The sequence below is a fragment of the Streptomyces sp. NPDC049970 genome (genome assembly GCF_040660235.1).
Taxonomy (GTDB): Bacteria; Actinomycetota; Actinomycetes; order Streptomycetales; family Streptomycetaceae; genus Streptomyces.
The window spans coordinates 210105-230381 of the sequence record NZ_JBFALP010000005.1 but is presented as its reverse complement, the minus strand read 5'-3'; the positions used below and the strand labels follow the sequence as shown (position 1 = coordinate 230381).

20 protein-coding genes and 1 tRNA gene are annotated in these 20277 nt (G+C 68.8%); 11 read left to right on the top strand and 10 right to left on the bottom strand.

The features are described 5' to 3' along the window. Window positions 1-252: 252 nt before the first annotated feature. The 4 genes from AB0I83_RS12250 to AB0I83_RS12235 form a co-directional block, all read right to left on the bottom strand. Window positions 253-543, bottom strand: coding sequence for a hypothetical protein (locus AB0I83_RS12250; protein WP_018960870.1), 291 nt, complete (start codon window positions 541-543; stop codon window positions 253-255). Between the two features lie 29 nt (window positions 544-572). Then, entirely contained in the window at window positions 573-938 is a 366-nt protein-coding gene (locus AB0I83_RS12245; RefSeq protein WP_363304514.1) for a hypothetical protein, read from the bottom strand. A 29-nt stretch (window positions 939-967) separates the two neighbouring features. Continuing rightward, the gene (locus AB0I83_RS12240) at window positions 968-1162 is read right to left on the bottom strand and encodes a type II toxin-antitoxin system Phd/YefM family antitoxin (protein WP_031090675.1); all 195 of its coding nucleotides are present in this window, start codon (window positions 1160-1162) and stop codon (window positions 968-970) included. 160 nt (window positions 1163-1322) lie between these two features. Further along, window positions 1323-1396, bottom strand: a tRNA-Gly gene (locus tag AB0I83_RS12235). Between the two features lie 474 nt (window positions 1397-1870). Between AB0I83_RS12235 and dcd the strand changes: the two genes are divergently transcribed. Continuing rightward, window positions 1871-2446, top strand: coding sequence for a dCTP deaminase (dcd, locus tag AB0I83_RS12230; protein ID WP_356535822.1), 576 nt, complete (start codon window positions 1871-1873; stop codon window positions 2444-2446). A gap of 6 nt (window positions 2447-2452) precedes the next feature. Further along, window positions 2453-2953 carry a phosphoribosyltransferase gene (locus AB0I83_RS12225; protein ID WP_363304513.1) on the top strand — a complete coding sequence of 167 codons (501 nt, stop codon included), beginning with the start codon at window positions 2453-2455 and terminating at the stop codon, window positions 2951-2953. 79 nt (window positions 2954-3032) lie between these two features. Here the strand turns inward: AB0I83_RS12225 and AB0I83_RS12220 are convergent, their stop codons facing one another. The 3 genes from AB0I83_RS12220 to AB0I83_RS12210 all read right to left on the bottom strand — a co-directional run bounded on the left by AB0I83_RS12220 (window position 3033) and on the right by AB0I83_RS12210 (window position 7121). Continuing rightward, window positions 3033-3998, bottom strand: coding sequence for a Yip1 family protein (locus tag AB0I83_RS12220; RefSeq protein ID WP_356535824.1), 966 nt, complete (start codon window positions 3996-3998; stop codon window positions 3033-3035). A 203-nt stretch (window positions 3999-4201) separates the two neighbouring features. Beyond that, window positions 4202-6469, bottom strand: a complete 2268-nt coding sequence (locus AB0I83_RS12215; protein ID WP_363304512.1) for a (Fe-S)-binding protein — start codon at window positions 6467-6469, stop codon at window positions 4202-4204. Between the two features lie 91 nt (window positions 6470-6560). Then, window positions 6561-7121, bottom strand: a complete 561-nt coding sequence (locus AB0I83_RS12210) for a sugar transferase (protein WP_363304511.1) — start codon at window positions 7119-7121, stop codon at window positions 6561-6563. A gap of 453 nt (window positions 7122-7574) precedes the next feature. Between AB0I83_RS12210 and dnaK the strand changes: the two genes are divergently transcribed. The 4 genes from dnaK (at window position 7575) to AB0I83_RS12190 (ending at window position 11813) form a co-directional block, all read left to right on the top strand. Then, entirely contained in the window at window positions 7575-9428 is a 1854-nt protein-coding gene (gene dnaK, locus AB0I83_RS12205) for a molecular chaperone DnaK (RefSeq protein ID WP_356535827.1), read from the top strand. Beyond that, window positions 9425-10075: a nucleotide exchange factor GrpE gene (grpE, locus tag AB0I83_RS12200; protein WP_356535828.1), complete on the top strand. Its 651-nt coding sequence runs from the start codon at window positions 9425-9427 to the stop codon at window positions 10073-10075. The genes dnaK and grpE overlap by 4 nt, the downstream gene beginning before the upstream one ends. A 93-nt stretch (window positions 10076-10168) precedes the next feature. Further along, a complete protein-coding gene (dnaJ, locus tag AB0I83_RS12195) occupies window positions 10169-11365 on the top strand; it encodes a molecular chaperone DnaJ (RefSeq protein WP_356537452.1) in 1197 nt (398 codons plus the stop codon). A gap of 1 nt (window position 11366) precedes the next feature. Further along, entirely contained in the window at window positions 11367-11813 is a 447-nt protein-coding gene (locus AB0I83_RS12190) for a helix-turn-helix domain-containing protein (protein WP_014155378.1), read from the top strand. 30 nt (window positions 11814-11843) lie between these two features. Here the strand turns inward: AB0I83_RS12190 and AB0I83_RS12185 are convergent, their stop codons facing one another. Beyond that, a complete protein-coding gene (locus tag AB0I83_RS12185; protein ID WP_363304640.1) occupies window positions 11844-12848 on the bottom strand; it encodes a LuxR C-terminal-related transcriptional regulator in 1005 nt (334 codons plus the stop codon). Window positions 12849-13030: 182 nt separating this feature from the next. Next, complete coding sequence (locus AB0I83_RS12180) at window positions 13031-14014, bottom strand: helix-turn-helix transcriptional regulator (RefSeq protein WP_356537456.1); 984 nt, start codon at window positions 14012-14014, stop codon at window positions 13031-13033. A gap of 134 nt (window positions 14015-14148) precedes the next feature. Here AB0I83_RS12180 and AB0I83_RS12175 point away from each other — a divergent pair, with 134 nt between their 5' ends. Both AB0I83_RS12175 and AB0I83_RS12170 read left to right on the top strand, forming a co-directional pair. Beyond that, window positions 14149-14454 carry a 5'-nucleotidase gene (locus AB0I83_RS12175; RefSeq protein ID WP_356537458.1) on the top strand — a complete coding sequence of 102 codons (306 nt, stop codon included), beginning with the start codon at window positions 14149-14151 and terminating at the stop codon, window positions 14452-14454. After that, window positions 14451-14771: a (2Fe-2S)-binding protein gene (locus AB0I83_RS12170; protein WP_356537460.1), complete on the top strand. Its 321-nt coding sequence runs from the start codon at window positions 14451-14453 to the stop codon at window positions 14769-14771. Before AB0I83_RS12175 ends, AB0I83_RS12170 begins: the two co-directional genes overlap by 4 nt. A gap of 125 nt (window positions 14772-14896) precedes the next feature. Here AB0I83_RS12170 and AB0I83_RS12165 read toward each other — a convergent pair whose 3' ends face one another. Further along, window positions 14897-15298 (bottom strand): TIGR03618 family F420-dependent PPOX class oxidoreductase, encoded by a 402-nt coding sequence (locus AB0I83_RS12165; protein ID WP_356842756.1) that lies wholly within the window; start codon window positions 15296-15298, stop codon window positions 14897-14899. A 136-nt stretch (window positions 15299-15434) separates the two neighbouring features. On the opposite strand from AB0I83_RS12165, the gene clpB reads away from it, so the two are divergent. From clpB to AB0I83_RS12150, 3 genes are all read left to right on the top strand, one after another. Continuing rightward, on the top strand, window positions 15435-18035 hold the full coding sequence (gene clpB, locus AB0I83_RS12160; protein ID WP_363304510.1) for an ATP-dependent chaperone ClpB: 2601 nt from the start codon (window positions 15435-15437) through the stop codon (window positions 18033-18035). 348 nt (window positions 18036-18383) lie between these two features. Continuing rightward, window positions 18384-19652 carry an MFS transporter gene (locus tag AB0I83_RS12155; RefSeq protein ID WP_363304509.1) on the top strand — a complete coding sequence of 423 codons (1269 nt, stop codon included), beginning with the start codon at window positions 18384-18386 and terminating at the stop codon, window positions 19650-19652. A 70-nt stretch (window positions 19653-19722) separates the two neighbouring features. Next, complete coding sequence (locus AB0I83_RS12150) at window positions 19723-20274, top strand: YbjN domain-containing protein (protein ID WP_356537467.1); 552 nt, start codon at window positions 19723-19725, stop codon at window positions 20272-20274. The last annotated feature ends 3 nt before the right edge of the window (window positions 20275-20277 follow it).

Here is a 20277-nt window from a genome sequence, read left to right as displayed (position 1 = left end):
TCGAACTCGCGCTCTGAGCTTGGGAATCAACGGTTCTTACGCTGTTGGAGGGGCTCTGACCTGCGAATTCGGATCGGGCAGGTGGATGGCTCCCGGTCTCTGGGAGCCGTATCTGACTGCTGTTGTCCGCTCTGCTGGGCACGGATGGGGCACGTCGACTGTGGGGCATCAGTCTGAGGTTCTGTGCTGGAGTGGGTGACGGAAAACGGAACGGGAGCCACCTGTGCTGCAGACGCTCCAGTGGCGCAGACGTCAGGCCCAGAAGGCTTCGGTGACGACGATCTGGGGATCGGCGTGGCGCCGCATGAAGGTGTAGATGAGCCAGCCGCGTCCGCCGGCCAGGTCCACGATGTGGGGGCCGCCGGGGCTTGTAGAGGCCAGAGGCCGGACGGTCATCCAGTGCGGGAGCGAGGCATCGGCGTCGATCCCCCGGAAGTACGGGTCCTCGGCCGTGATCAGTTCCGCACGGGCACTCATGATCAGGTCACTGCCTTCGGCGGGCATGTTCTGGAAGTCGTGCTGCGCCTGCTTCGTCCAGTCCATTTGCCAAGGCGGCCGGAGTGGTTCGTCGATCACTCTCCGGGCTTCCTCTCAGCGGCTTCGTGCCGGAGGCGGCTGTACTCCTCCAGAAGCCGGAGGGACTCCTCGGGGTCCTCGGACTTGGCGGCGCGCGTTTCGAGGTCGCGAAGGTGCGAGTCGAGGACGGGATTCCGGGCGATGGCGTACTGCGTCCACCACAGGCGCATGAAGGCGGGCACGGGCGTGATGTTGAAGGCGTCGCCGATGACGCGCTTCCAGTGCGCCTCAAAGTCCGGGAGGAGGTGCGGAGTGTGTTCCTGAATCGCCAACCGAAGTGCTTGGGGCGTGTGTTCGGGCATGGGTGGCAACCGCAGGGGTTCCCCCTCGTACCCATCGAAGTGGAGTGCGTGGGCGGGCATGGTTCGTGCTCCTTGGTGTGGAGGGTGGGTCAGGCCGCCTCGCGTCGGTCCTCGTGTGACTGGTGCCCGTGGGCCATCTGCTCGAACCACTCGGCCGGCACCAGGTAGGCGACCGTCTTTCCCTTGCGGGTGATGGCGGCGGCCTCGCCGGCGATCCGGGTCCGGTCCAGGATCTCGCCCATCCCCTTGCGCAGGTCGATGGTTGTGTACGTCTTCGTCTCCATGTGCTGAAGCATATAGCAACTATCATAGTTGACATATGTGCCCGTGGGGTGCGGCGGCTGGAGGAAGCCAGCAGGCGCATTGGGTGCAGAGCTGGGCGCGGGGTGCCTGATCGGGCTTGTGGCAACAAAAAAGCCCCCGGCCGCTGGCCTGAGGCTTTCGTGGAGCGGGTGACGAGAATCGAACTCGCGCTCTGAGCTTGGGAAGCTCATGTTCTACCATTAAACTACACCCGCGAGGCGCACCGATGATCGGCAGCGCATCGCCCACACTGTACCCCATTCCAGGCCCCCGGCGTCTTCGCCGCGGGGTCTGTGTGTTCTTCCGGAGTGTGGATGCGGCTGTGGGTGGCGGGAGTTGGGGGCGTAGCGTGGGTGGTCGGAGTGCCGCCTGGAGTGGCGTCCTGTTCATCCCCTAATGTGGCGTTCTCGTCCAAGGTTTGTTGGGGAAGGGACTTGATGGATCCGATGGAGCGCACCGTCGTCCGCTGTGCCGCAGGGCACGTTTTCGCCACCTCGTCGTTCCCGATGCAGCAGCTCGGGTCCGACCGGATCGGGCCGGGGCGGCTCATTCGCTGCCCACGCTGCGCGCGGTTGAGGCAGGCCGTTCCTGTGGTGTTCGAGCGGCGGTAGCGAGGCGGACAGAGGTGGGACAGGCGCGCGGGGCGGTCCGGTTGGGGTCGGCTCGCGCGTTCTGCGTATCCTCGGTGGGTGCTTCTCTCAGATAAGGACCTCCGGGCCGAGATCGATGCCGGGCGGGTTCGCATTGATCCGTTCGACGCTTCGATGGTGCAGCCCTCGAGCATCGACGTACGGCTTGACCGTTACTTCCGGGTGTTCGAGAACCACCGCTATCCGCATATCGATCCAGCGGTCGAGCAGGTGGACCTGACCCGTCAGGTCGAGCCCGACGGCGACGACGCGTTCATCCTCCACCCCGGGGAGTTCGTCCTGGCCTCGACGTACGAGGTCATCTCGCTGCCCGACGATCTGGCTTCGCGGCTGGAGGGCAAGAGCTCGCTCGGGCGTCTCGGGCTGGTGACTCATTCGACAGCCGGCTTCATCGATCCCGGTTTCTCGGGGCACGTGACGCTGGAGCTCTCGAATCTGGCGACGCTTCCGATAAAGCTCTGGCCGGGAATGAAGATCGGGCAGCTGTGCATGTTCCGACTGACCTCGTCCTCCGAATTCCCGTACGGGTCCGAGCGTTACGGATCGCGTTACCAGGGGCAGCGGGGGCCGACCGCCTCGCGTTCCTTCATGAACTTCCATCGGACTCAGGTGTGATGCGGCATGGCTGGTGAGATGCGGGAGAACCTGACGTACGAGGCCTTCGGGCGGGCCGTGCGCGAGCTGGCCCAGGCGGTTGCCGACGACGGTTTCGAGCCGGATGTGGTGCTGAGCATCGCGCGGGGCGGAGTGTTCGTCGCGGGTGGCCTGGCATACGCGCTGGACTGCAAGAACATTCATCTCGTGAACGTCGAGTTCTACACCGGCGTGGGCACCACCCTGGAAATGCCCGTCATGCTGGCGCCCGTTCCGAACGCCATCGACTTCACGCGGAAGAAGGTTCTGATCGCCGACGACGTCGCGGACACGGGCAAGACGCTGAAGCTGGTCCGTGATTTCTGTGTCGACCATGTCGCGGAGGTGCGCAGCGCGGTCGTCTACGAGAAGCCGCACTCTCTCGTGAAGTGCGAATACGTGTGGAAGAAGACCGATCAGTGGATCAACTTCCCGTGGAGTGTGGAGAAGCCCGTCGTGCGTCGTGACGGGCAGGTTCTCGATTCCTAGGCAGCCCTGAGGACAGAGAACGGAAGGGGCTCCCGGTGCCAGGCACCGGGAGCCCCTCTTCCGTGCTTTCGTGCGGTCGTCAGATCGTGCCCAGCTTGATGATCGAGAGCAGCGCGATCAGCTGGATCGCGGAGGCGCCCAGCGCCTTCGGCCAGGGCAGGTCGTGCGACTTGCTGACCATGGAGGTGAGGAGCGCTCCGGCGGCCAGCCAGGTGATCCAGCCGAGGATCTGCACCAGGGAGTTCTCGCCGCCGAGGAACAGGGCGAAGACCAGGCGTGGTGCGTCCGTGATCGACATGATCAGCATCGACAGGCCGACGGTCGGCTGCCAGGAGCCCGTGCCACCGAGCTGTCGGGCCAGCGTGTGCGTGACCGCGCCGAGGACCAGACCACCGACGACGAAGCCGATGCCGGTGAAGATGACGTACGGGGCGGCCGTGGAGACCTCCGCGTGGATCGCCTCGTCGCGGGCCTGGTCGAAGCCGAAGAGCGCGAGCAGGCCGTAGACGAACGTGACGACGATCGCGGTGCCCCAGACGGCGTGGTCGCGCATCTGCCAGAACGTCGGCCCGGGGCGCAGCACGATGCCGCTCAGCAGCTGCTTCCAGTGCAGCCGCGGGCCCGAGGGCTGCGCGGGGGCATGGTCGTCGGCCTGGTAGGTGTTCCCGTCGCCGTACGGGTCGTCGATGCTGAACGCCTGGGTGTGTCCGGGCGCGTTGGCGTACGGGTCGTGCTGCGGGGGCTGCTGGTACGGGTCGCCGAAGTACTCGGGTTCGCCGTTGCCGCCTCCCTGCCCGTGCCCGCCGCCCTGCCGGTTGCCGCCTCCGTGCCCCTGACCACCCCCGTGTCCGTTGCCGCCGTGCCCGCCGCCGTACGGGGCGCCCTGGGGGCCGCCGCGCGGTGCTCCGCCGTCGCCTCCTGCCGGGGGCCACGACTGCCGGCCGTAGGGCGGCGGTGGTGTCTGCGCGCCGTACGGCTGTTGCTGCTGCGGGTGTTGTTGCGGTGTGCGGTTGTCCCGGCCGCGTCCGATCCTGAATCCAGCCACACATCGAACGTACCTGGTCCGTGCGGGTGCGGGGCGGGAGCCGGGGGAACAGGGGTGCCTTTGCGGCCTAGCTGTGACATCCCCTGAGGGAACTCCGGGGGGTCCGCACCACCTGCGCACACCCGGCACCACCCCCGCACACACGGAAGCGGCCGGTCCTGCCCCCGAGGCAGGTCCGGCCGCTTCCGTGCGGCGGGAGAGCGCTACTGCACCGGTTCCGGCTCCGGCTGGTCGGCGGTCTCCGCGTCGTCCACCGGGTCGGCGGGTGTCTTCACCGACTCCAGGAGCAGCTGCGAGACGTCGACCACCTGGATCGACTCCTTCGCCTGGCCGTCGTTCTTCTTGCCGTTGACCGAGTCGGTCAGCATGACGAGGCAGAACGGGCAGGCCGTCGAGACGATGTCCGGGTTGAGCGAGAGGGCCTCGTCGACGCGCTCGTTGTTGACGCGCTTGCCGATCCGCTCCTCCATCCACATCCGGGCACCACCGGCGCCGCAGCAGAAGCCGCGCTCCTTGTGGCGGTGCATCTCCTCGTTCCGCAGGCCCGGCACCTTCGCGATGATCTCGCGCGGGGGCGTGTAGATCTTGTTGTGACGGCCCAGGTAGCAGGGGTCGTGGTACGTGATCAGACCCTCGACGGGGGTCACCGGGATGAGCTTGCCCTCGTCCACCAGGTGCTGGAGCAGCTGGGTGTGGTGGATGACCTCGTACTCGCCGCCGAGCTGCGGGTACTCGTTCGCGATGGTGTTGAAGCAGTGCGGGCAGGTCGCGACGATCTTCTTCGTCGCCTTGGCCTTCTTGGTCGAGTCGTCGTCGTCATCCTCGCCGAACGCCATGTTCAGCATCGCGACGTTCTCCTGGCCGAGCTGCTGGAACAGCGGCTCGTTGCCGAGGCGGCGGGCGGAGTCACCGGTGCACTTCTCGTCGCCGCCCATGATCGCGAACTTGACGCCCGCGATGTGCAGCAGTTCGGCGAAGGCCTTGGTGGTCTTCTTGGCCCGGTCCTCCAGGGCGCCCGCGCAGCCGACCCAGTACAGGTAGTCGATCTCGCTGAGGTCCTCGACGTCCTTGCCGACGATCGGGACCTCGAAGTCGACCTCCTTGGTCCACTCGACGCGCTGCTTCTTGGCGAGCCCCCAGGGGTTGCCCTTCTTCTCCAGGTTCTTGAGCATCGTGCCCGCCTCGGACGGGAACGCGGACTCGATCATCACCTGGTAGCGGCGCATGTCGACGATGTGGTCGATGTGCTCGATGTCGACCGGGCACTGCTCGACGCACGCACCGCACGTGGTGCACGACCAGAGGACGTCCGGGTCGATGACGCCGTTCTCCTCGAGGGTACCGATCAGGGGGCGCTCGGCCTCCGCGAGGGCGGCCGCGGGGACGTCCTTGAGCTGCTCCTCGGTGGCCTTCTCGTTGCCCTCCATGTCCTTGCCGCCGCCTGCCAGCAGGTACGGCGCCTTGGCGTGCGCGTGGTCGCGCAGGGACATGATCAGGAGCTTCGGCGAGAGCGGCTTGCCCGTGTTCCAGGCGGGGCACTGCGACTGGCAGCGACCGCACTCGGTGCACGTGGAGAAGTCGAGGATGCCCTTCCAGGAGAACTGCTCGACCTGGGAGACGCCGAAGGTGTCGTCCTCGCCCGGGTCCTCCCAGTCGATCTCCTTGCCGCCGCTGGTCATCGGCTGGAGCGCGCCGAGCGCGACCGCGCCGTCGGCGTTCCGCTTGAACCAGATGTTCGGGAAGCCGAGGAAACGGTGCCAGGCGACACCCATGTTGGTGTTGAGCGAGACCGTGATCATCCAGATCAGCGAGACGCCGATCTTCACCATCGCGGTGAAGTAGATGAGGTTCTGGAGCGTGCCGAGCGCGAGGCCCTTGAACGCGAGCACGAGCGGGTACGAGACGAAGTACGCGGCCTCGTAGCCCCCGACGTGGTGGATCGCGCCCTCGAGACCGCGCAGGGTCAGGATCGCCAGGCCGATGACGAGGATGACGTACTCGACGAAGTACGCCTGCCAGGCCTTCGATCCGGCGAAGCGGGACTTTCGGCCGGCGCGGGAGGGCAGGTTCAGCAGCCGGATCGCCATCAGCGTGACGATGCCGAGCACGGTCATGATGCCGATGAACTCGATGTACAGCTCGAACGGCAGCCAGCTGCCGACGATCGGCAGCACCCAGTCGGCCTGGAAGAGCTGTCCGTACGCCTGGAGCAGCGTCGGCGGCAGGGTCAGGAAGCCGATGGCGACGAACCAGTGCGCGAAGCCGACGATCCCCCACCGGTTCATCCGGGTGTGGCCGAGGAACTCCTTGACCAGGGTGATCGTGCGCTGCTTGGGGTTGTCGGTGCGGCTGCCTGCCGGTACCGGCTGTCCGAGGCGGACGAACCGGTAGATCTGCGCGACGGCTCGGGCGATGAGCGCAACGCCGACTACGGTCAGCACCAGCGACACGATGATCGCGGCGAGTTGCATGTGGGGCTCCTCGGGCCTGCGAGGGTGGGATCCAGCGCGTACAAGCGATTACTAAGCAGTAACTTAATCAGTCTGTGCTGACACTACTCACTTATTCCGCCACGCTGTAGCCGGGCAGGCGGTGATCTGTGTCGCTCAGGTGAGCCTTCCCCGGCAGGCGGAGTCCGCTCAGTGCCGCCCGCAGGGTGATGTGTGCGGATTGCGTCAGGATCGCCAGGTCGAGCCCCGTCCCATGATGCTCTGTGTAGTGCGCGTCCAGGAGGGCGGGTTCGTCCCAGGGCATTCCGGAGCGGGAGCGCACCTGGGCCAGCCCGGTCAGGCCGGGCCGCAGGCTCTCTCGCCAGCGCCCGGCCGCGGGCCCGAGGAGCGCCGCCTCCTCCGGGGTCAGGGGTGCGGGGCCCACCAGGGAGAGCTGTCCCCGTACGACGTGCGGCAGCCGGGACAGCAGGTCGAGGCGGAGCCGGCGGGTGCGCAGCGAGCGCAGCTCGAAGGGGCGGCCGCCCAGGCCGATCCGGGTCTCCCGCCTGAGTGCGCCGCCGAGGCCGCCAGGCGGCCCCACGGCCAGGGCCGCGGCGGCGACGGCGAGTGCCGGTGCCACCAGGATCAGCAGGGCCGATCCGAGCAGCAGGTCCAGCGTCCGCTTGGCGGTCATGGCCGCCAGGGCGGCAGTGCCGCGGTCGGCGGCGTGCCGCGCCGCGCGGGCCGGTGCCGTGGTGGAGAGGTGCCGCGTCCGGCGTGCCGGGCTCCACCTCGCGGTTCTTCGTGCCGCAGTCTGCTTCGCGTTCCGCATTGCACCTGCCCGGGATCGATGGCGTGCCGTTATGACCGTCTCGCCGCATTTTGTGACAGAACGATCCCACGGTGCGATGGTGGCAGGGGTGTGTGTCGTGCGACGCGTCCCGAGTGTCGCGGCTCCACCGGGGAACGCTCGCGGGTGCGGGTCGTGCCGGACGGTTCCTGGCGTAGCGGATCTCCAGAAAATGCCAGCTCACGGTCGGTGTGAGCACATAAGTTGAGCGTAAGTGGCTCAGGTCCTTTGACTCCGGGGTGGGAGTCGTGCATCCTTGAGTCAGATCCACTCAAGTAGTCAGTTGGAGGAATTGAAATGGCACGTGCGGTCGGCATCGACCTGGGCACGACTAACTCCGTCGTCAGCGTTCTCGAAGGCGGCGAGCCCACCGTCATCACCAACGCCGAAGGCGCCAGGACCACGCCGTCCGTCGTCGCCTTCGCGAAGAACGGCGAGGTGCTTGTCGGCGAGGTCGCCAAGCGCCAGGCGGTCACCAACGTCGACAGGACGATCCGTTCGGTCAAGCGCCACATGGGCACTGACTGGAAGATCGAGCTCGACGGCAAGAACTTCAACCCGCAGCAGATGAGCGCCTTCATCCTGCAGAAGCTGAAGCGTGACGCCGAGGCGTACCTGGGCGAGAAGGTGGCCGACGCGGTCATCACCGTCCCGGCGTACTTCAACGACTCCGAGCGCCAGGCCACGAAGGAGGCCGGCGAGATCGCGGGCCTGAACGTCCTGCGCATCGTCAACGAGCCGACCGCAGCCGCGCTGGCGTACGGCCTCGACAAGGACGACCAGACGATCCTCGTCTTCGACCTCGGTGGCGGCACCTTCGACGTGTCCCTCCTGGAGATCGGCGACGGCGTCGTCGAGGTGAAGGCCACCAACGGTGACAACCACCTCGGTGGTGACGACTGGGACCAGCGGGTCGTCGATCACCTGGTGAAGCAGTTCGCCAACGGGCACGGCGTGGACCTGTCCAAGGACAAGATGGCTCTCCAGCGTCTCCGTGAGGCCGCGGAGAAGGCGAAGATCGAGCTCTCGTCCTCGACCGAGACCACGATCAACCTGCCCTACATCACGGCGTCCGCCGAGGGCCCGCTGCACCTGGACGAGAAGCTCACGCGCTCGCAGTTCCAGCAGCTGACCGCGGACCTCCTGGACCGCTGCAAGAACCCGTTCCACAACGTCATCAAGGACGCGGGCATCCAGCTCTCCGAGATCGACCACGTCGTTCTCGTCGGTGGCTCGACCCGTATGCCGGCCGTCGCCGAGCTCGTCAAGGAGCTCACGGGCGGCCAGGACGCCAACAAGGGCGTGAACCCGGACGAGGTCGTCGCCATCGGCGCCTCGCTCCAGGCCGGTGTCCTCAAGGGCGAGGTCAAGGACGTCCTGCTCCTCGACGTGACCCCGCTGTCCCTCGGTATCGAGACCAAGGGAGGGATCATGACCAAGCTCATCGAGCGCAACACCACGATCCCGACCAAGCGTTCCGAGATCTTCACGACGGCCGAGGACAACCAGCCGTCCGTGCAGATCCAGGTCTACCAGGGCGAGCGCGAGATCGCGGCGTACAACAAGAAGCTCGGGATGTTCGAGCTCACCGGTCTGCCGCCGGCCCCGCGCGGCGTGCCGCAGATCGAGGTCGCCTTCGACATCGACGCCAACGGCATCATGCACGTCGCGGCCAAGGACCTCGGCACCGGCAAGGAGCAGAAGATGACCGTCACCGGTGGCTCCTCGCTGCCGAAGGACGAGGTCAACCGGATGCGCGAGGAGGCCGAGCAGTACGCCGACGAGGACCACCGTCGTCGTGAGGCCGCCGAGTCCCGCAACCAGGGCGAGCAGCTCGTCTACCAGACGGAGAAGTTCCTCAAGGACAACGAGGACAAGGTCCCCGGCGACGTGAAGACGGAGGTGGAGGCCGCGCTCACCGAGCTGAAGGAGAAGCTCAAGGGCGAGGACACCGCCGAGATCCGTACCGCCACCGAGAAGGTCGCGGCCGTCTCCCAGAAGCTGGGCCAGGCGATGTACGCCAACGCCCAGTCCGAGGGCGCGGCGCCGGGCGCCGACGCACCGGGCGACGGCCAGGCCAAGGCCGACGACGACGTCGTCGACGCCGAGATCGTGGACGACGAGAAGGACACCAAGGGCGGTGCGGCGTGACCGAGGAGACTCCGGGCTTCGACGAGAAGCCCGACGTCCCCTCCGACGCCGACTCCGAAGACGTCGAGCCCAAGGCCGCCGCCCCCTCCGAGGAGGAGGAGGCGGCCCCGGCCGGGGACGTACAGCAGACAGCGGCACTGACGGCTCAGCTGGACCAGGTCCGTACCGCGCTCAGCGAGCGCACGGGCGACCTCCAGCGGCTCCAGGCCGAGTACCAGAACTACCGCCGCCGCGTCGAGCGGGACCGGGTGCAGGTCAAGGAGGTCGCGGTCGCGGGCCTTCTGTCCGACCTCCTGCCCGTCCTCGACGACGTAGGCCGGGCCCGTGAGCACGGCGAGCTCGTCGGTGGCTTCAAGTCGGTGGCCGAATCCCTGGAGACGGTCGTCGCGAAGCTGGGACTCCAGCAGTTCGGCAAGGAGGGCGAGCCCTTCGACCCGACGATCCACGAGGCCCTGATGCACAGCTACGCACCGGACGTCACCGAGACGACCTGCGTGGCGATCCTGCAGCCCGGGTACCGCATCGGGGAGCGCACCATCCGCCCCGCGCGGGTGGCCGTGGCCGAACCGCAGCCGGGCGCCACGCCCGCCGCGGCGAAGGAAGAGAAGGCAGACGACGAGGAGAGCGGTGGCACCGAAGAGGTCTGACATTCCGTCCGACCACTGCGGTGAACACCGACGGGGCGTGCGGCCGGCCGTTGGGCCGGCCGCACGGCCGATCGTCCGGAAGGAGGGACGTCGATGAGCACGAAGGACTTCGTCGAGAAGGACTACTACAAGGTCCTCGGCGTCCCCAAGGACGCCACCGACGCCGAGGTGAAGAAGGCGTACCGGAAGCTCGCCCGCGAGTACCACCCGGACGCCAACAAAGGTGACGCCAAGGCGGAGGAGCGCTTCAAGCAGATCTCCGAGGCGAACGACGTCCTCGGTGACCCCAAGAAGCGCAAGGAGTACGACGAGGCGCGCGCCCTCTTCGGCAACGGAGGCTTCAGGGCCGGCCCGGGCGGTGCGGGCGGCAACTTCAACTTCGACCTGGGCGACCTCTTCGGAGGCGCCCCCGGCGGCGGGCAGGCCGGTGGCGGCGCGGGCGGGTTCGGCGGTGGCGCCGGCGGCGGTCTGGGCGACGTCTTCGGCGGACTGTTCAACCGGGGCGGCGGCGGCACGCGTGTCCAGCCGCGCCGGGGCCAGGACATCGAGTCCGAGGTGACGCTGAGCTTCACCGAGGCGGTCGACGGGGCCACGGTCCCGTTGCGGATGTCCAGCCAGGCTCCCTGCAAGGCCTGTTCGGGCACCGGTGACAAGAACGGCACCCCGAGGGTCTGCCCGACCTGTGTCGGCACCGGCCAGGTGTCACGCGGCACCGGTGGCGGGTTCTCGCTCACCGACCCCTGTGTGGACTGCAAGGGCCGGGGCCTCATCGCCCAGGACCCCTGCGAGGTCTGCAAGGGCAGCGGCCGGGCCAAGTCCGCTCACACGATGCAGGTCCGCATCCCCGCGGGCGTGCTGGACGGCCAGCGGATCCGGTTGCGCGGCAAGGGCAGCCCGGGCGAGCGCGGCGGCCCGGCCGGCGACCTGTACGTCGTCGTCCACGTCGACGCCCACCCGGTGTTCGGCCGCAAGGGCGACAACCTCACGGTCACCGTGCCCGTCACCTTCCCGGAGGCGGCGCTCGGCGGCGAGGTGAAGGTGCCCACGCTCGGCGGGCCGCCGGTCACGCTGAAACTCCCGGCCGGCACGCCGAACGGGCGTACCATGCGGGCCCGTGGCAAGGGTGCGGTGCGCAAGGACGGCACCCGCGGGGACCTCCTGGTCACCGTCGAGGTGTCCGTGCCCGCAGACCTCGGCACGGAGGCGCAGGACGCCCTGGAGGCGTACCGGAAGGCGACCGCGGGGGAGGACCCGCGGGCGGAGCTGTTCCAGGCTGCGAAGGGAGCTTGAGGTGGACGGCCGTCGACGTAATCCGTACCAGCTGACCGACGAATCACCGGTGTACGTGATCTCGATCGCGGCCCAGCTCTCGGGCCTGCACCCGCAGACGCTGCGCCAGTACGACCGCCTCGGCCTGGTCTCGCCCGACCGCACGGCCGGACGCGGGCGGCGTTACTCGGCCCGTGACATCGAGCTGCTGCGTACCGTGCAGCAGTTGTCGCAGGACGAGGGCATCAACCTGGCGGGCATCAAGCGCATCATCGAGCTGGAGAACCAGGTCGCCGCGCTCCAGCAGCGCGTCGCCGAGCTCTCGGCCGCGGTGGACGGCGCGGCCGTGGCCATGCAGCAGCGCGAGGCCCAGGTGCACGCCTCCTACCGGCGTGACCTGGTGCCGTACCAGGATGTGCAGCAGACCAGCGCGCTGGTCGTCTGGCGGCCCAAGCGGCCGAAGGACTGAGCCGGCCCGGGAGGGGCCCGCCCGTGGGTCTCACGACTCCGGGGCGGGCCCCTCCCGCGTGGTCGCGGTGTCCACGATGCCCGACCGGGTGATGAGGACCCCGAGGTGTGTACGGCTGGTGGCGCCCAGGGCCTGCATGAGCTTGGCGATGTGCGAGCGGCAGGTGCGGACGCTGATCCCGAGCTTCCGGGCCACCACGTCGTCGACGTGGCCCTCGCCGAGCAGCCGGGCGATGCTCTGCTGCACGGCCGTCACCTGGGCACCGGGGGCGGCCGTGGGCAGTTGCTGCGCGAAGGGGGTCGCCTGGGCCCAGAGCACCTCGTAGACCTGGATGAGGTAGGCGACGAGGGCGGGGTGCCGTATGCGCAGGGCAGTTCGGCGGTCGGGCGCCGCGGGGATGAACGCGACGGTCCGGTCGAAGATGATCAGGCGCTCCACGGTCTGCTCGGTGGTGCGGACCTGGAGGTGTTCGGGGGAGATCTGGTCGACGTAGTCCCGGACGGTCGTGGTGTAGCGCGCCGGGTGCTGGTAGATGTGCCGGAGCCTGGCCCCGCGTCCTATCGCCGTCCTGGCGTTGGCGATTCCCCGCTCCATCCCGTTCCGGGGGCGGTCGCTGCCCGGCTGGGCCGTGAGGACCTGTTCGTTGACGACTGCCGTCTCCTCCGTGAGGGCCGCCTCGATCGCCGGTCTCCCTTCCAGCACGGTGATCGCCAGGTCGGGGTCGGCGCTGGCGACCGAGGCCAGGGGAGTGAGCGAACGGCTGAGCGCTGCCGCCAGCTGTATGCGCTCGTCCAGTTCGCGGGTGAGCGGCTGAAGCAGGTGCGCCAGTGCGGCGGACGGGGGGACCGGGCGCATCCACCCGGCGTCACCCGGCTCGGGCCGGACGAGGCCCATGTCGATCAGGCAGGGGGCTGCCGCGAGGCCGGCGCGGGGAATGCGTCCGGCGACCACCGCCTCCTCGTAGAGCCGCAGGCCGGTGGCGCACAGTTCCCTCGGACCGTGCGAATGCGCCGGTTCGGCACCTTCGATGATGATTTGACGACCCCTCACTTCATGCAGTGCAACAAGATGACCGTGGCGCACTCCTGGCCGCGGGGGGAGTGTGGTGGTGCCGGGGGATCGGGGAACTCTCCGGGCGCCTCAGGGGCGTTACCGCGCCATTCCCCTGCCCGCGCCGCCGTGCCCGTCCGCCCGGGGACGGTCCGGGCGGCGCACGGTCAGGAGTCCTGGTCGAGGATCCCCGACCGCGCTATGAGATAGCCGAGTTGGGCGCGGCTCGTGCTGCCGAGGGTGGCGGACAGCTTCGCGACATGGGCCCGGCAGGTGCGGACGTTCATGCCGAGGCGGCGGGCGATCGAGTCGTCCACGTGTCCTTCGACGAGGAGTTGCGCTATGGAACGCTGAACTCCGCTGATGCCGCTGGTCGGTGGGTCGTACTGGACCTCTCCGAGCAGGGGTGAGGCGCGGCTCCACAGCTGCTCGAAGACCTTCACCAGGTAGTTGACGAGCCCGGGGTGGCGGAGTTCGAGGGCGACCTGGTCGTCGTTCTGGGCGGGTATGAAGGCCACGGTCCGGTCGAAGACGAGGAGCCGCTCGATGAGTTCCTCCAGGGTGCGGATCTCCACCCTGTTGTTGGCCAGCCTCGCCGCGTAGGCGAGTGTCCCCTGGCTGTGCCGGACGGTGTGCTGGTACAGCGTGCGCATGCTGACACCGCGGTCCACCACCGACAGGGCGCGTTCCAGCCCCTCGCTGAGGCGGTCCTCGCCCCTGTCTCCGCCCGGCTGGACGGTGAGCACCTCCGTGCGGCACTCGGCGGTGGCGAGATCGAGTGCCGCGTTGATCCTGTTGCCGCCCTCGAGCACCGTGATGGCGTGGGTGGTCGGCGGGTCCTGGGCGCTGATGTCCATGAACGGCTCGAAGGACTCCGCCAGCTCGACGGAGCGCCGCCTGCGTTCCTTGATCTCCCGCTCTATGGGGTGCAGGCGCTGGGCGAGCGCCGCGGACGGGGGGACCGGCCGGAGCCAGGTCGTGTCGTCCGGATCGGGGTGCAGGAGTGCGAAGTCCATCAGGCAGGGGGCGGGGCCGACCTCCGCGCGGGCGATCCGGCCGGAGCGCAGGGCACTGGCGTAAAGACGCTTTCCCTCCTCGCACAGATCGGTGACTCCGTGAGGATGTGTCCCTCTTGTGTTGATTGTGGCCATATCTCCACCCCCCATGTTCCTGAACATGCAGGAACATGATGCATCGTCCCGGTGGCGTTGTGGGGCCCAGGTGAGACATCGTCGTGGATGCGGGGGAGAGGAATCCACAAGTGAGGACGAAGCCGACTATGGATATGCGAAAGCTTCGCTTGGTGCTTGCTACGGCTTTTGTCGCGGCCCTGGCGTTCGGCGTGGCCGGCAGCGCATCCGGGCCCGGCGAGATCAGCTGGTCGGAGCAGGCGGCGGGGGCGGGCGAGATCAGCTGGTCGGTACAGGCTGCCGCGCCCGGTGAGATCAGCTGGGGTATGCCCACGACAGCCTCTGGCGAGATCAGCTGGTCGGTACAGGCGGCCGCCTCGGACGAGATCAGCTGGGTCACGCCCACGGCTGCCTCGGGCGAGATCAGCTGGAGTGCGCCGACAGGCGCAGCAGGCGCATGACCACCCCTCCGGACGACCGCACCTTCCGGCGGGAGATGGCCACGGCGTATCGCTCAGGGTGGCACTTCATCGATCTGCTCACGGCGCTCACCCGCCCGGGCGATTCGTTGATGGTCACCCTGTTCGGAGAGCCGGTCGTCGTCGTGATGGAGACGGATGAGGAAATCCGCGCCTACCGCTGTCTCCGCCGGCCCCGCGGAGCGCCGCAGCCTGTTCGCTGTGCCGTGAGGTACGGCATGATTTTCGTGAACCTCGACCAGCGGGACCATGAGCTGTTCGAACCAGAAACCATTTCCGCCACCCCCCGCAGTGCCTGAACGATTCCCCCGTCGTTACAAATCGTTCTGGCACTTCCCCCACACAACGGCGTCATCGTGACCTGAACACGATGGCGCCGTTGTGCTGTCCGGAATCGAATTGCTGAATCAACCGCTCGGTTCGTTCAGCCTTTTCCGAGGGCGCGGTCGACGGCGATCTCGATGACGACGCGCTCCGGGTTCTCCCTCGGGGTGCGCCCGTAGCGCTCCGCGTAGCGCCGTTCCGCGTCCTCGACGTGCTCGCGGTCCGTGCGCACCACCGCGACGCCCTCCAGGGTCGCCCAGCGGCGCCCCTGCATCTGGCAGACCGCGACCCGTGCCCCCTCCGGGCCCGCGGCCAGGACGTGGGCGGCCTTCCTGGTGTTCCCGCCGGTGATGACGCGGGCGAGCCGCGTCTCCGGGTCGTACGTCACGCCGACCGGCACCACGTGCGGCGTGCCGTCCGGGCGAAGGGTGGTCAGGGTGCACACGTGGCGCTCCCGCCAGAAGGCGAGGTACTCGGGGCCGGGGTTGCGTACGTCAGGCATGGGGCCAGCCTAGATACAGGGGGATCCGTGGCGCGCGGAGGCACCGCGTCAGCCTTGAGTGGAATAGACTCAACTTTGTACCCGTTGTTCGGGTCATGGTTTCGCGAAGTACCAGTACGAGGAGGAGACGGTGCCCGTGGACGCCGAGCTGACCAACAAGAGCCGCGACGCCCTCAACGCGGCCACGAGCAGGGCCGTCAAGGACGGTCACGCCGATCTGACCCCCGGGCACCTGCTGCTCGCGCTGCTCGCGGGTGAGGACAACGCCAACATCACCGACCTGCTGGCCGCGGTCGACGCCGACCAGGTGGCCGTACGCGCCGAGACGGAAAGGCTCCTGGGCGCGCTGCCCAGCGTCACCGGATCGACCGTCGCCCCGCCGCAGCCCAGCCGCGAGCTGCTCGCCGTCATCGCCGACGCCGACCGGCAGGCGAAGGAGCTGGGCGACGACTACCTGTCCACCGAGCACCTGCTGATCGCCGTCGCCGCGAAAGGCGGCCGTGCCGGTGAGATCCTCGACGGGCAGGGAGCCGGCGCGAAGGAGCTGCTGGACGCATTCGAGAAGAGCAGGGGAGGGCGCCGGGTGACCACTCCCGACCCCGAAGGCCAGTACAAGGCGCTGGAGAAGTTCGGCACGGACTTCACGGCCGCCGCGCGCGAGGGCAGGCTCGACCCGGTCATCGGCCGTGACCAGGAGATCCGCCGCGTCGTGCAGGTGCTGTCGCGCCGCACGAAGAACAACCCGGTGCTGATCGGTGAGCCCGGCGTCGGCAAGACGGCCGTCGTCGAGGGGCTCGCCCAGCGCATCGTCAAGGGCGACGTCCCCGAGTCCCTGCGGAACAAGAAGCTCGTCTCGCTGGACCTCGGCGCGATGGTCGCCGGCGCCAAGTACCGCGGTGAGTTCGAGGAACGCCTCAAGACCGTCCTCTCGGAGATCAAGGAGAGCGACGGCCAGATCATCACCTTCATCGACGAGCTGCACACGGTCGTCGGCGCGGGCGCCGGGGGCGACTCCGCGATGGACGCGGGCAACATGCTCAAGCCGATGCTCGCCCGGGGTGAGCTCCGGATGGTCGGTGCCACCACGCTGGACGAGTACCGCGAGCGCATCGAGAAGGACCCCGCCCTGGAGCGCCGCTTCCAGCAGGTCCTGGTCGCCGAGCCCTCCGTCGAGGACACCATCGCGATCCTGCGAGGCCTCAAGGGCCGCTACGAGGCCCACCACAAGGTCCAGATCGCCGACTCCGCGCTGGTGGCCGCCGCGACCCTCTCCGACCGCTACATCACGTCCAGGTTCCTTCCCGACAAGGCGATCGACCTGGTCGACGAGGCCGCCTCGCGGCTCCGCATGGAGATCGACTCCTCGCCCCTGGAGATCGACGAGCTCCAGCGCTCGGTCGACCGGCTGCACATGGAGGAACTGGCCCTCAAGAACGAGAACGACCAGGGCTCCAAGCAGCGCCTGGAGAAGATCCGCCGCGACCTCGCCGACAAGGAGGAGGAGCTGCGCGGTCTCACCGCCCGCTGGGAGAAGGAGAAGCAGGGCCTGAACCGCGTCGGTGAGCTCAAGGAGCGCCTCGACGAGCTGCGCGGCCAGGCCGAGCGCGCCCAGCGCGACGGCGACTTCGACACCGCCTCCCAACTGCTGTACGGCGAGATCCCGGGCCTGGAGCGCGAGCTGGCGGAAGCGGACGAGGCCGAGCAGGAGGCCGCCGTCGACACCATGGTCAAGGAGGAGGTCGGCCCGGACGACATCGCCGACGTCGTCGGTGCCTGGACCGGCATCCCGGCCGGACGCCTCCTGGAGGGCGAGACGCAGAAGCTGCTGCGCATGGAGTCCGAGCTGGGCAGGCGGCTGATCGGGCAGACCGAGGCGGTGCGGGCCGTGTCGGACGCCGTACGCCGCACCCGTGCCGGGATCGCGGATCCGGACCGTCCCACCGGTTCGTTCCTCTTCCTCGGCCCGACCGGCGTCGGCAAGACCGAGCTGGCCAAGGCGCTCGCGGACTTCCTGTTCGACGACGAGCGGGCCATGATCCGCATCGACATGAGCGAGTACGGCGAGAAGCACAGCGTCGCCAGGCTCGTCGGGGCGCCGCCCGGCTACGTCGGATACGAGGAGGGCGGCCAGCTCACGGAGGCGGTGCGCCGCCGCCCGTACAGCGTGGTGCTGCTGGACGAGGTCGAGAAGGCCCACCCCGAGGTCTTCGACGTCCTGCTCCAAGTGCTCGACGACGGCCGGCTCACGGACGGCCAGGGCCGGACGGTCGACTTCCGCAACACCATCCTGGTCCTGACCTCGAACCTGGGCAGCCAGTTCCTGGTCGACCCCGCGATCGGCCCCGAGGAGAAGGAGGAGCGGGTCCTGCAGACCGTGCGGGCCTCGTTCAAGCCGGAGTTCCTCAACCGGCTCGACGACCTGGTCGTCTTCTCCGCACTGACGGGCGACGAACTGGCGCACATCGCGGGGCTCCAGGTCGCCCGGCTGGCCGACCGGCTCGCCGACCGCCGAATCCACCTCGACGTCACTCCTCAGGCCCTGGCCTGGCTGGCCGAGGAGGGCAACGACCCGGCGTACGGCGCCCGGCCGCTGCGCAGGCTCATCCAGACCGCCATCGGCGACCGGCTCGCGAAGGAGATCCTCGCGGGCGAGGTCAGGGACGGCGACACCGTCAGGGTGGACCGCGCCGGCGACGGGCTCTCCGTGGGGACCGCGGCGGCTGCGAAGACCCTGTAAGGACGTAGGGACCGTTCCGTGTCCCCGGCCGGCGGACCTCGTGCCCCGGCCGGGGACACGCCTGTGTGCGACTCCGTTCGCATTTGTGCGTGCATCAGACACGTATCGCCCTGTGCATGCCCTGTGAAATCGCGCCGAAAATTCCCTTTTCATGGCCGAATGGGAGGCGCATCCGTTCGGGAGTGCCGCTTTTTGTATCCCGGCGATACATATCCGCACCCTCGATCGCGGCCGGATCTGTTCATGTGCGGGCCGACCGTGTTCCGCTCGGTGACGGGGTAATCCGGACCCTTTTCCGGTGTTCTGCGAGGTGCCGGTTTCGAATTCGGGAAACGGTAAGGTACGCGCATGACGGAGCGAATACCTGGCGATATCGGCGCGGAGTCGAAGGGCTGCGGAAGTGGCAGTCTCATTCGCCTCAGCGAATTTCGTTTGCTGTGGGCGGCATATGCGCAATCGGTTCTGGGCGACCAGTTGGCGCGGGTCGCACTGTCGCTGCTGGTCTTCGAACGCACCGAGTCGGCCGGCTGGACCGCGGCGACCTACGCCCTGACGACCCTGCCCGCCCTGCTGTCCGGCGTGCTCCTGACCGGGCTGGCGGACCGCTTCCCGCGGCGTACGGTCATGATCGGCTGCGACCTGGTGCGGGCCTTCCTCGTCGGGCTGATGGCCCTGCCCGGAACGCCGTTGCCCCTGCTGGCAGGGCTGTTGGTGCTGGCGCAGCTCTGTGAGGCCCCGTTCGGCGCCTCGCAGGGGGCCCTGATGCCGGCCGTGCTCGGTGACCGCCTCTACGAGCGCGGGCAGCGGGTCGTCGTGATCACACACCAGGCGGGACAGCTGGTCGGCTTCGCCGCCGGCGGCCTGCTGGTCGTGTGGCTGGGCAGCCACCTCTCGCTGGGGCTGAACGCGGCGACGTTCCTGATCTCCGCGGTGCTGATCCGGCTGGGCGTCAAGGCGCGTCCGGTGGACGCGGACGCCGGGGCGCGGCCGAAGCGGATGCACCTGCAGGTGCGGAGCGCGGCGGCACTGATCTGGTCGGACCCCCGGCTGCGGTCGCTGGTCGCGCTCGGCTGGCTGGCCGGGTTCGTCATCCTCCCCGAGGGGCTTGCCGCACCCTTCGCCGAGGAGGTGGGCGGGAGCGCCGCGTCGGTGGGACTCCTGCTCGCCGCACACCCCGCCGGCATGGTCCTGGGCGCGGCGATCCTGGGACGGCCGGGCGTCGGCGTGGAACGGCGCCGCAGGCTGCTCGGCCCGCTCGCGGTGGGCGCCAACCTCCCGCTGCTCGTCTACCTCGCGGGCCCCGGTGTGTCGGTCGCCCTGCTGGTGCTGCTCGTGTCGGGCGTCTGCTCGGCGTACCAGATCACCGCGGGCGCGACCTTCGTGATGCTCACCCCCGCCGACCAGCGCGGCCAGGCGCTCGGGCTGGCCCGGTCGGGGCTGACCGCCATGCAGGGGATCGGTGTCGCCGCGGGAGGCCTGGTGACGGAGCTGTCGGGGTCCTCGGCCCGGACCATCGGCGCGGCGGGGCTGGTGGGAACGCTCTGCGCGATCCTGGTCGCCGTCTCCTGGGCGCGTGCCAGGCAGACGGGCCCCGGGACGATTCCCCTCAGCGCGTAGGACTACCGGCCGCGATCGCGGCTAGGGTCGAAGCCAGGCAACCACGTGCGATCCACAGGAGTACCCAGCGATGTCTATCGACCCGTCCTCGATCCCCAACTTCGGGGGTCAGCCCGAACCGCAGGCGACAGGACCCGAGGGCCCCGTTGTCCCGGACCAGGATCTCGTCAAGCAGCTTCTCGAGCAGATGGAGCTCAAGTACGTCGTCGACGACGAGGGCGACCTCGCCGCGCCGTGGGAAGAGTTCCGCACGTACTTCATGTTCCGCGGCGAGGAGGAGCAGCAGGTCTTCTCGGTCCGGACGTTCTACGACCGGCCCCACGCCCTGGACCAGCGTCCCGTCCTCCTCGACGCGATCGACGACTGGAACCGCCGCACCCTGTGGCCCAAGGTCTACACCCACGCCCACGAGGGCGAGGAGGGCGCGGCGGCCTCGGTGCGGCTCATCGGTGAGGCGCAGATGCTCATCGGCACCGGCGTCAGCCTGGAGCACTTCGTCTCCTCGACGGTCAGCTGGGTGCGGGCCTCGATCGAGTTCGACAAGTGGCTCGTCGAGCGCCTGGGCCTGGAGCCCGCGGAGAAGAAGGACGAGGCCGAGGGCGGGGAGCCCACGGAGGCCTGATCC

Coding starts and splice junctions, on each gene's coding strand:
- AB0I83_RS12245 (WP_363304514.1), bottom strand. CDS start 938: ATGCCCGCCCACGCACTCCACTTCGATGGGTACGAGGGGGAACCCCTG.
- AB0I83_RS12150 (WP_356537467.1), top strand. CDS start 19,723: ATGTCTATCGACCCGTCCTCGATCCCCAACTTCGGGGGTCAGCCCGAA.
- AB0I83_RS12210 (WP_363304511.1), bottom strand. CDS start 7,121: ATGACCGCCAAGCGGACGCTGGACCTGCTGCTCGGATCGGCCCTGCTG.
- AB0I83_RS12165 (WP_356842756.1), bottom strand. CDS start 15,298: ATGCCTGACGTACGCAACCCCGGCCCCGAGTACCTCGCCTTCTGGCGG.
- dnaJ (WP_356537452.1), top strand. CDS start 10,169: ATGAGCACGAAGGACTTCGTCGAGAAGGACTACTACAAGGTCCTCGGC.
- AB0I83_RS12155 (WP_363304509.1), top strand. CDS start 18,384: ATGACGGAGCGAATACCTGGCGATATCGGCGCGGAGTCGAAGGGCTGC.
- AB0I83_RS12170 (WP_356537460.1), top strand. CDS start 14,451: ATGACCACCCCTCCGGACGACCGCACCTTCCGGCGGGAGATGGCCACG.
- AB0I83_RS12240 (WP_031090675.1), bottom strand. CDS start 1,162: ATGGAGACGAAGACGTACACAACCATCGACCTGCGCAAGGGGATGGGC.
- AB0I83_RS12180 (WP_356537456.1), bottom strand. CDS start 14,014: ATGGCCACAATCAACACAAGAGGGACACATCCTCACGGAGTCACCGAT.
- AB0I83_RS12250 (WP_018960870.1), bottom strand. CDS start 543: ATGGACTGGACGAAGCAGGCGCAGCACGACTTCCAGAACATGCCCGCC.
- AB0I83_RS12175 (WP_356537458.1), top strand. CDS start 14,149: ATGCGAAAGCTTCGCTTGGTGCTTGCTACGGCTTTTGTCGCGGCCCTG.
- AB0I83_RS12225 (WP_363304513.1), top strand. CDS start 2,453: ATGGCTGGTGAGATGCGGGAGAACCTGACGTACGAGGCCTTCGGGCGG.
- AB0I83_RS12215 (WP_363304512.1), bottom strand. CDS start 6,469: ATGCAACTCGCCGCGATCATCGTGTCGCTGGTGCTGACCGTAGTCGGC.
- dnaK (WP_356535827.1), top strand. CDS start 7,575: ATGGCACGTGCGGTCGGCATCGACCTGGGCACGACTAACTCCGTCGTC.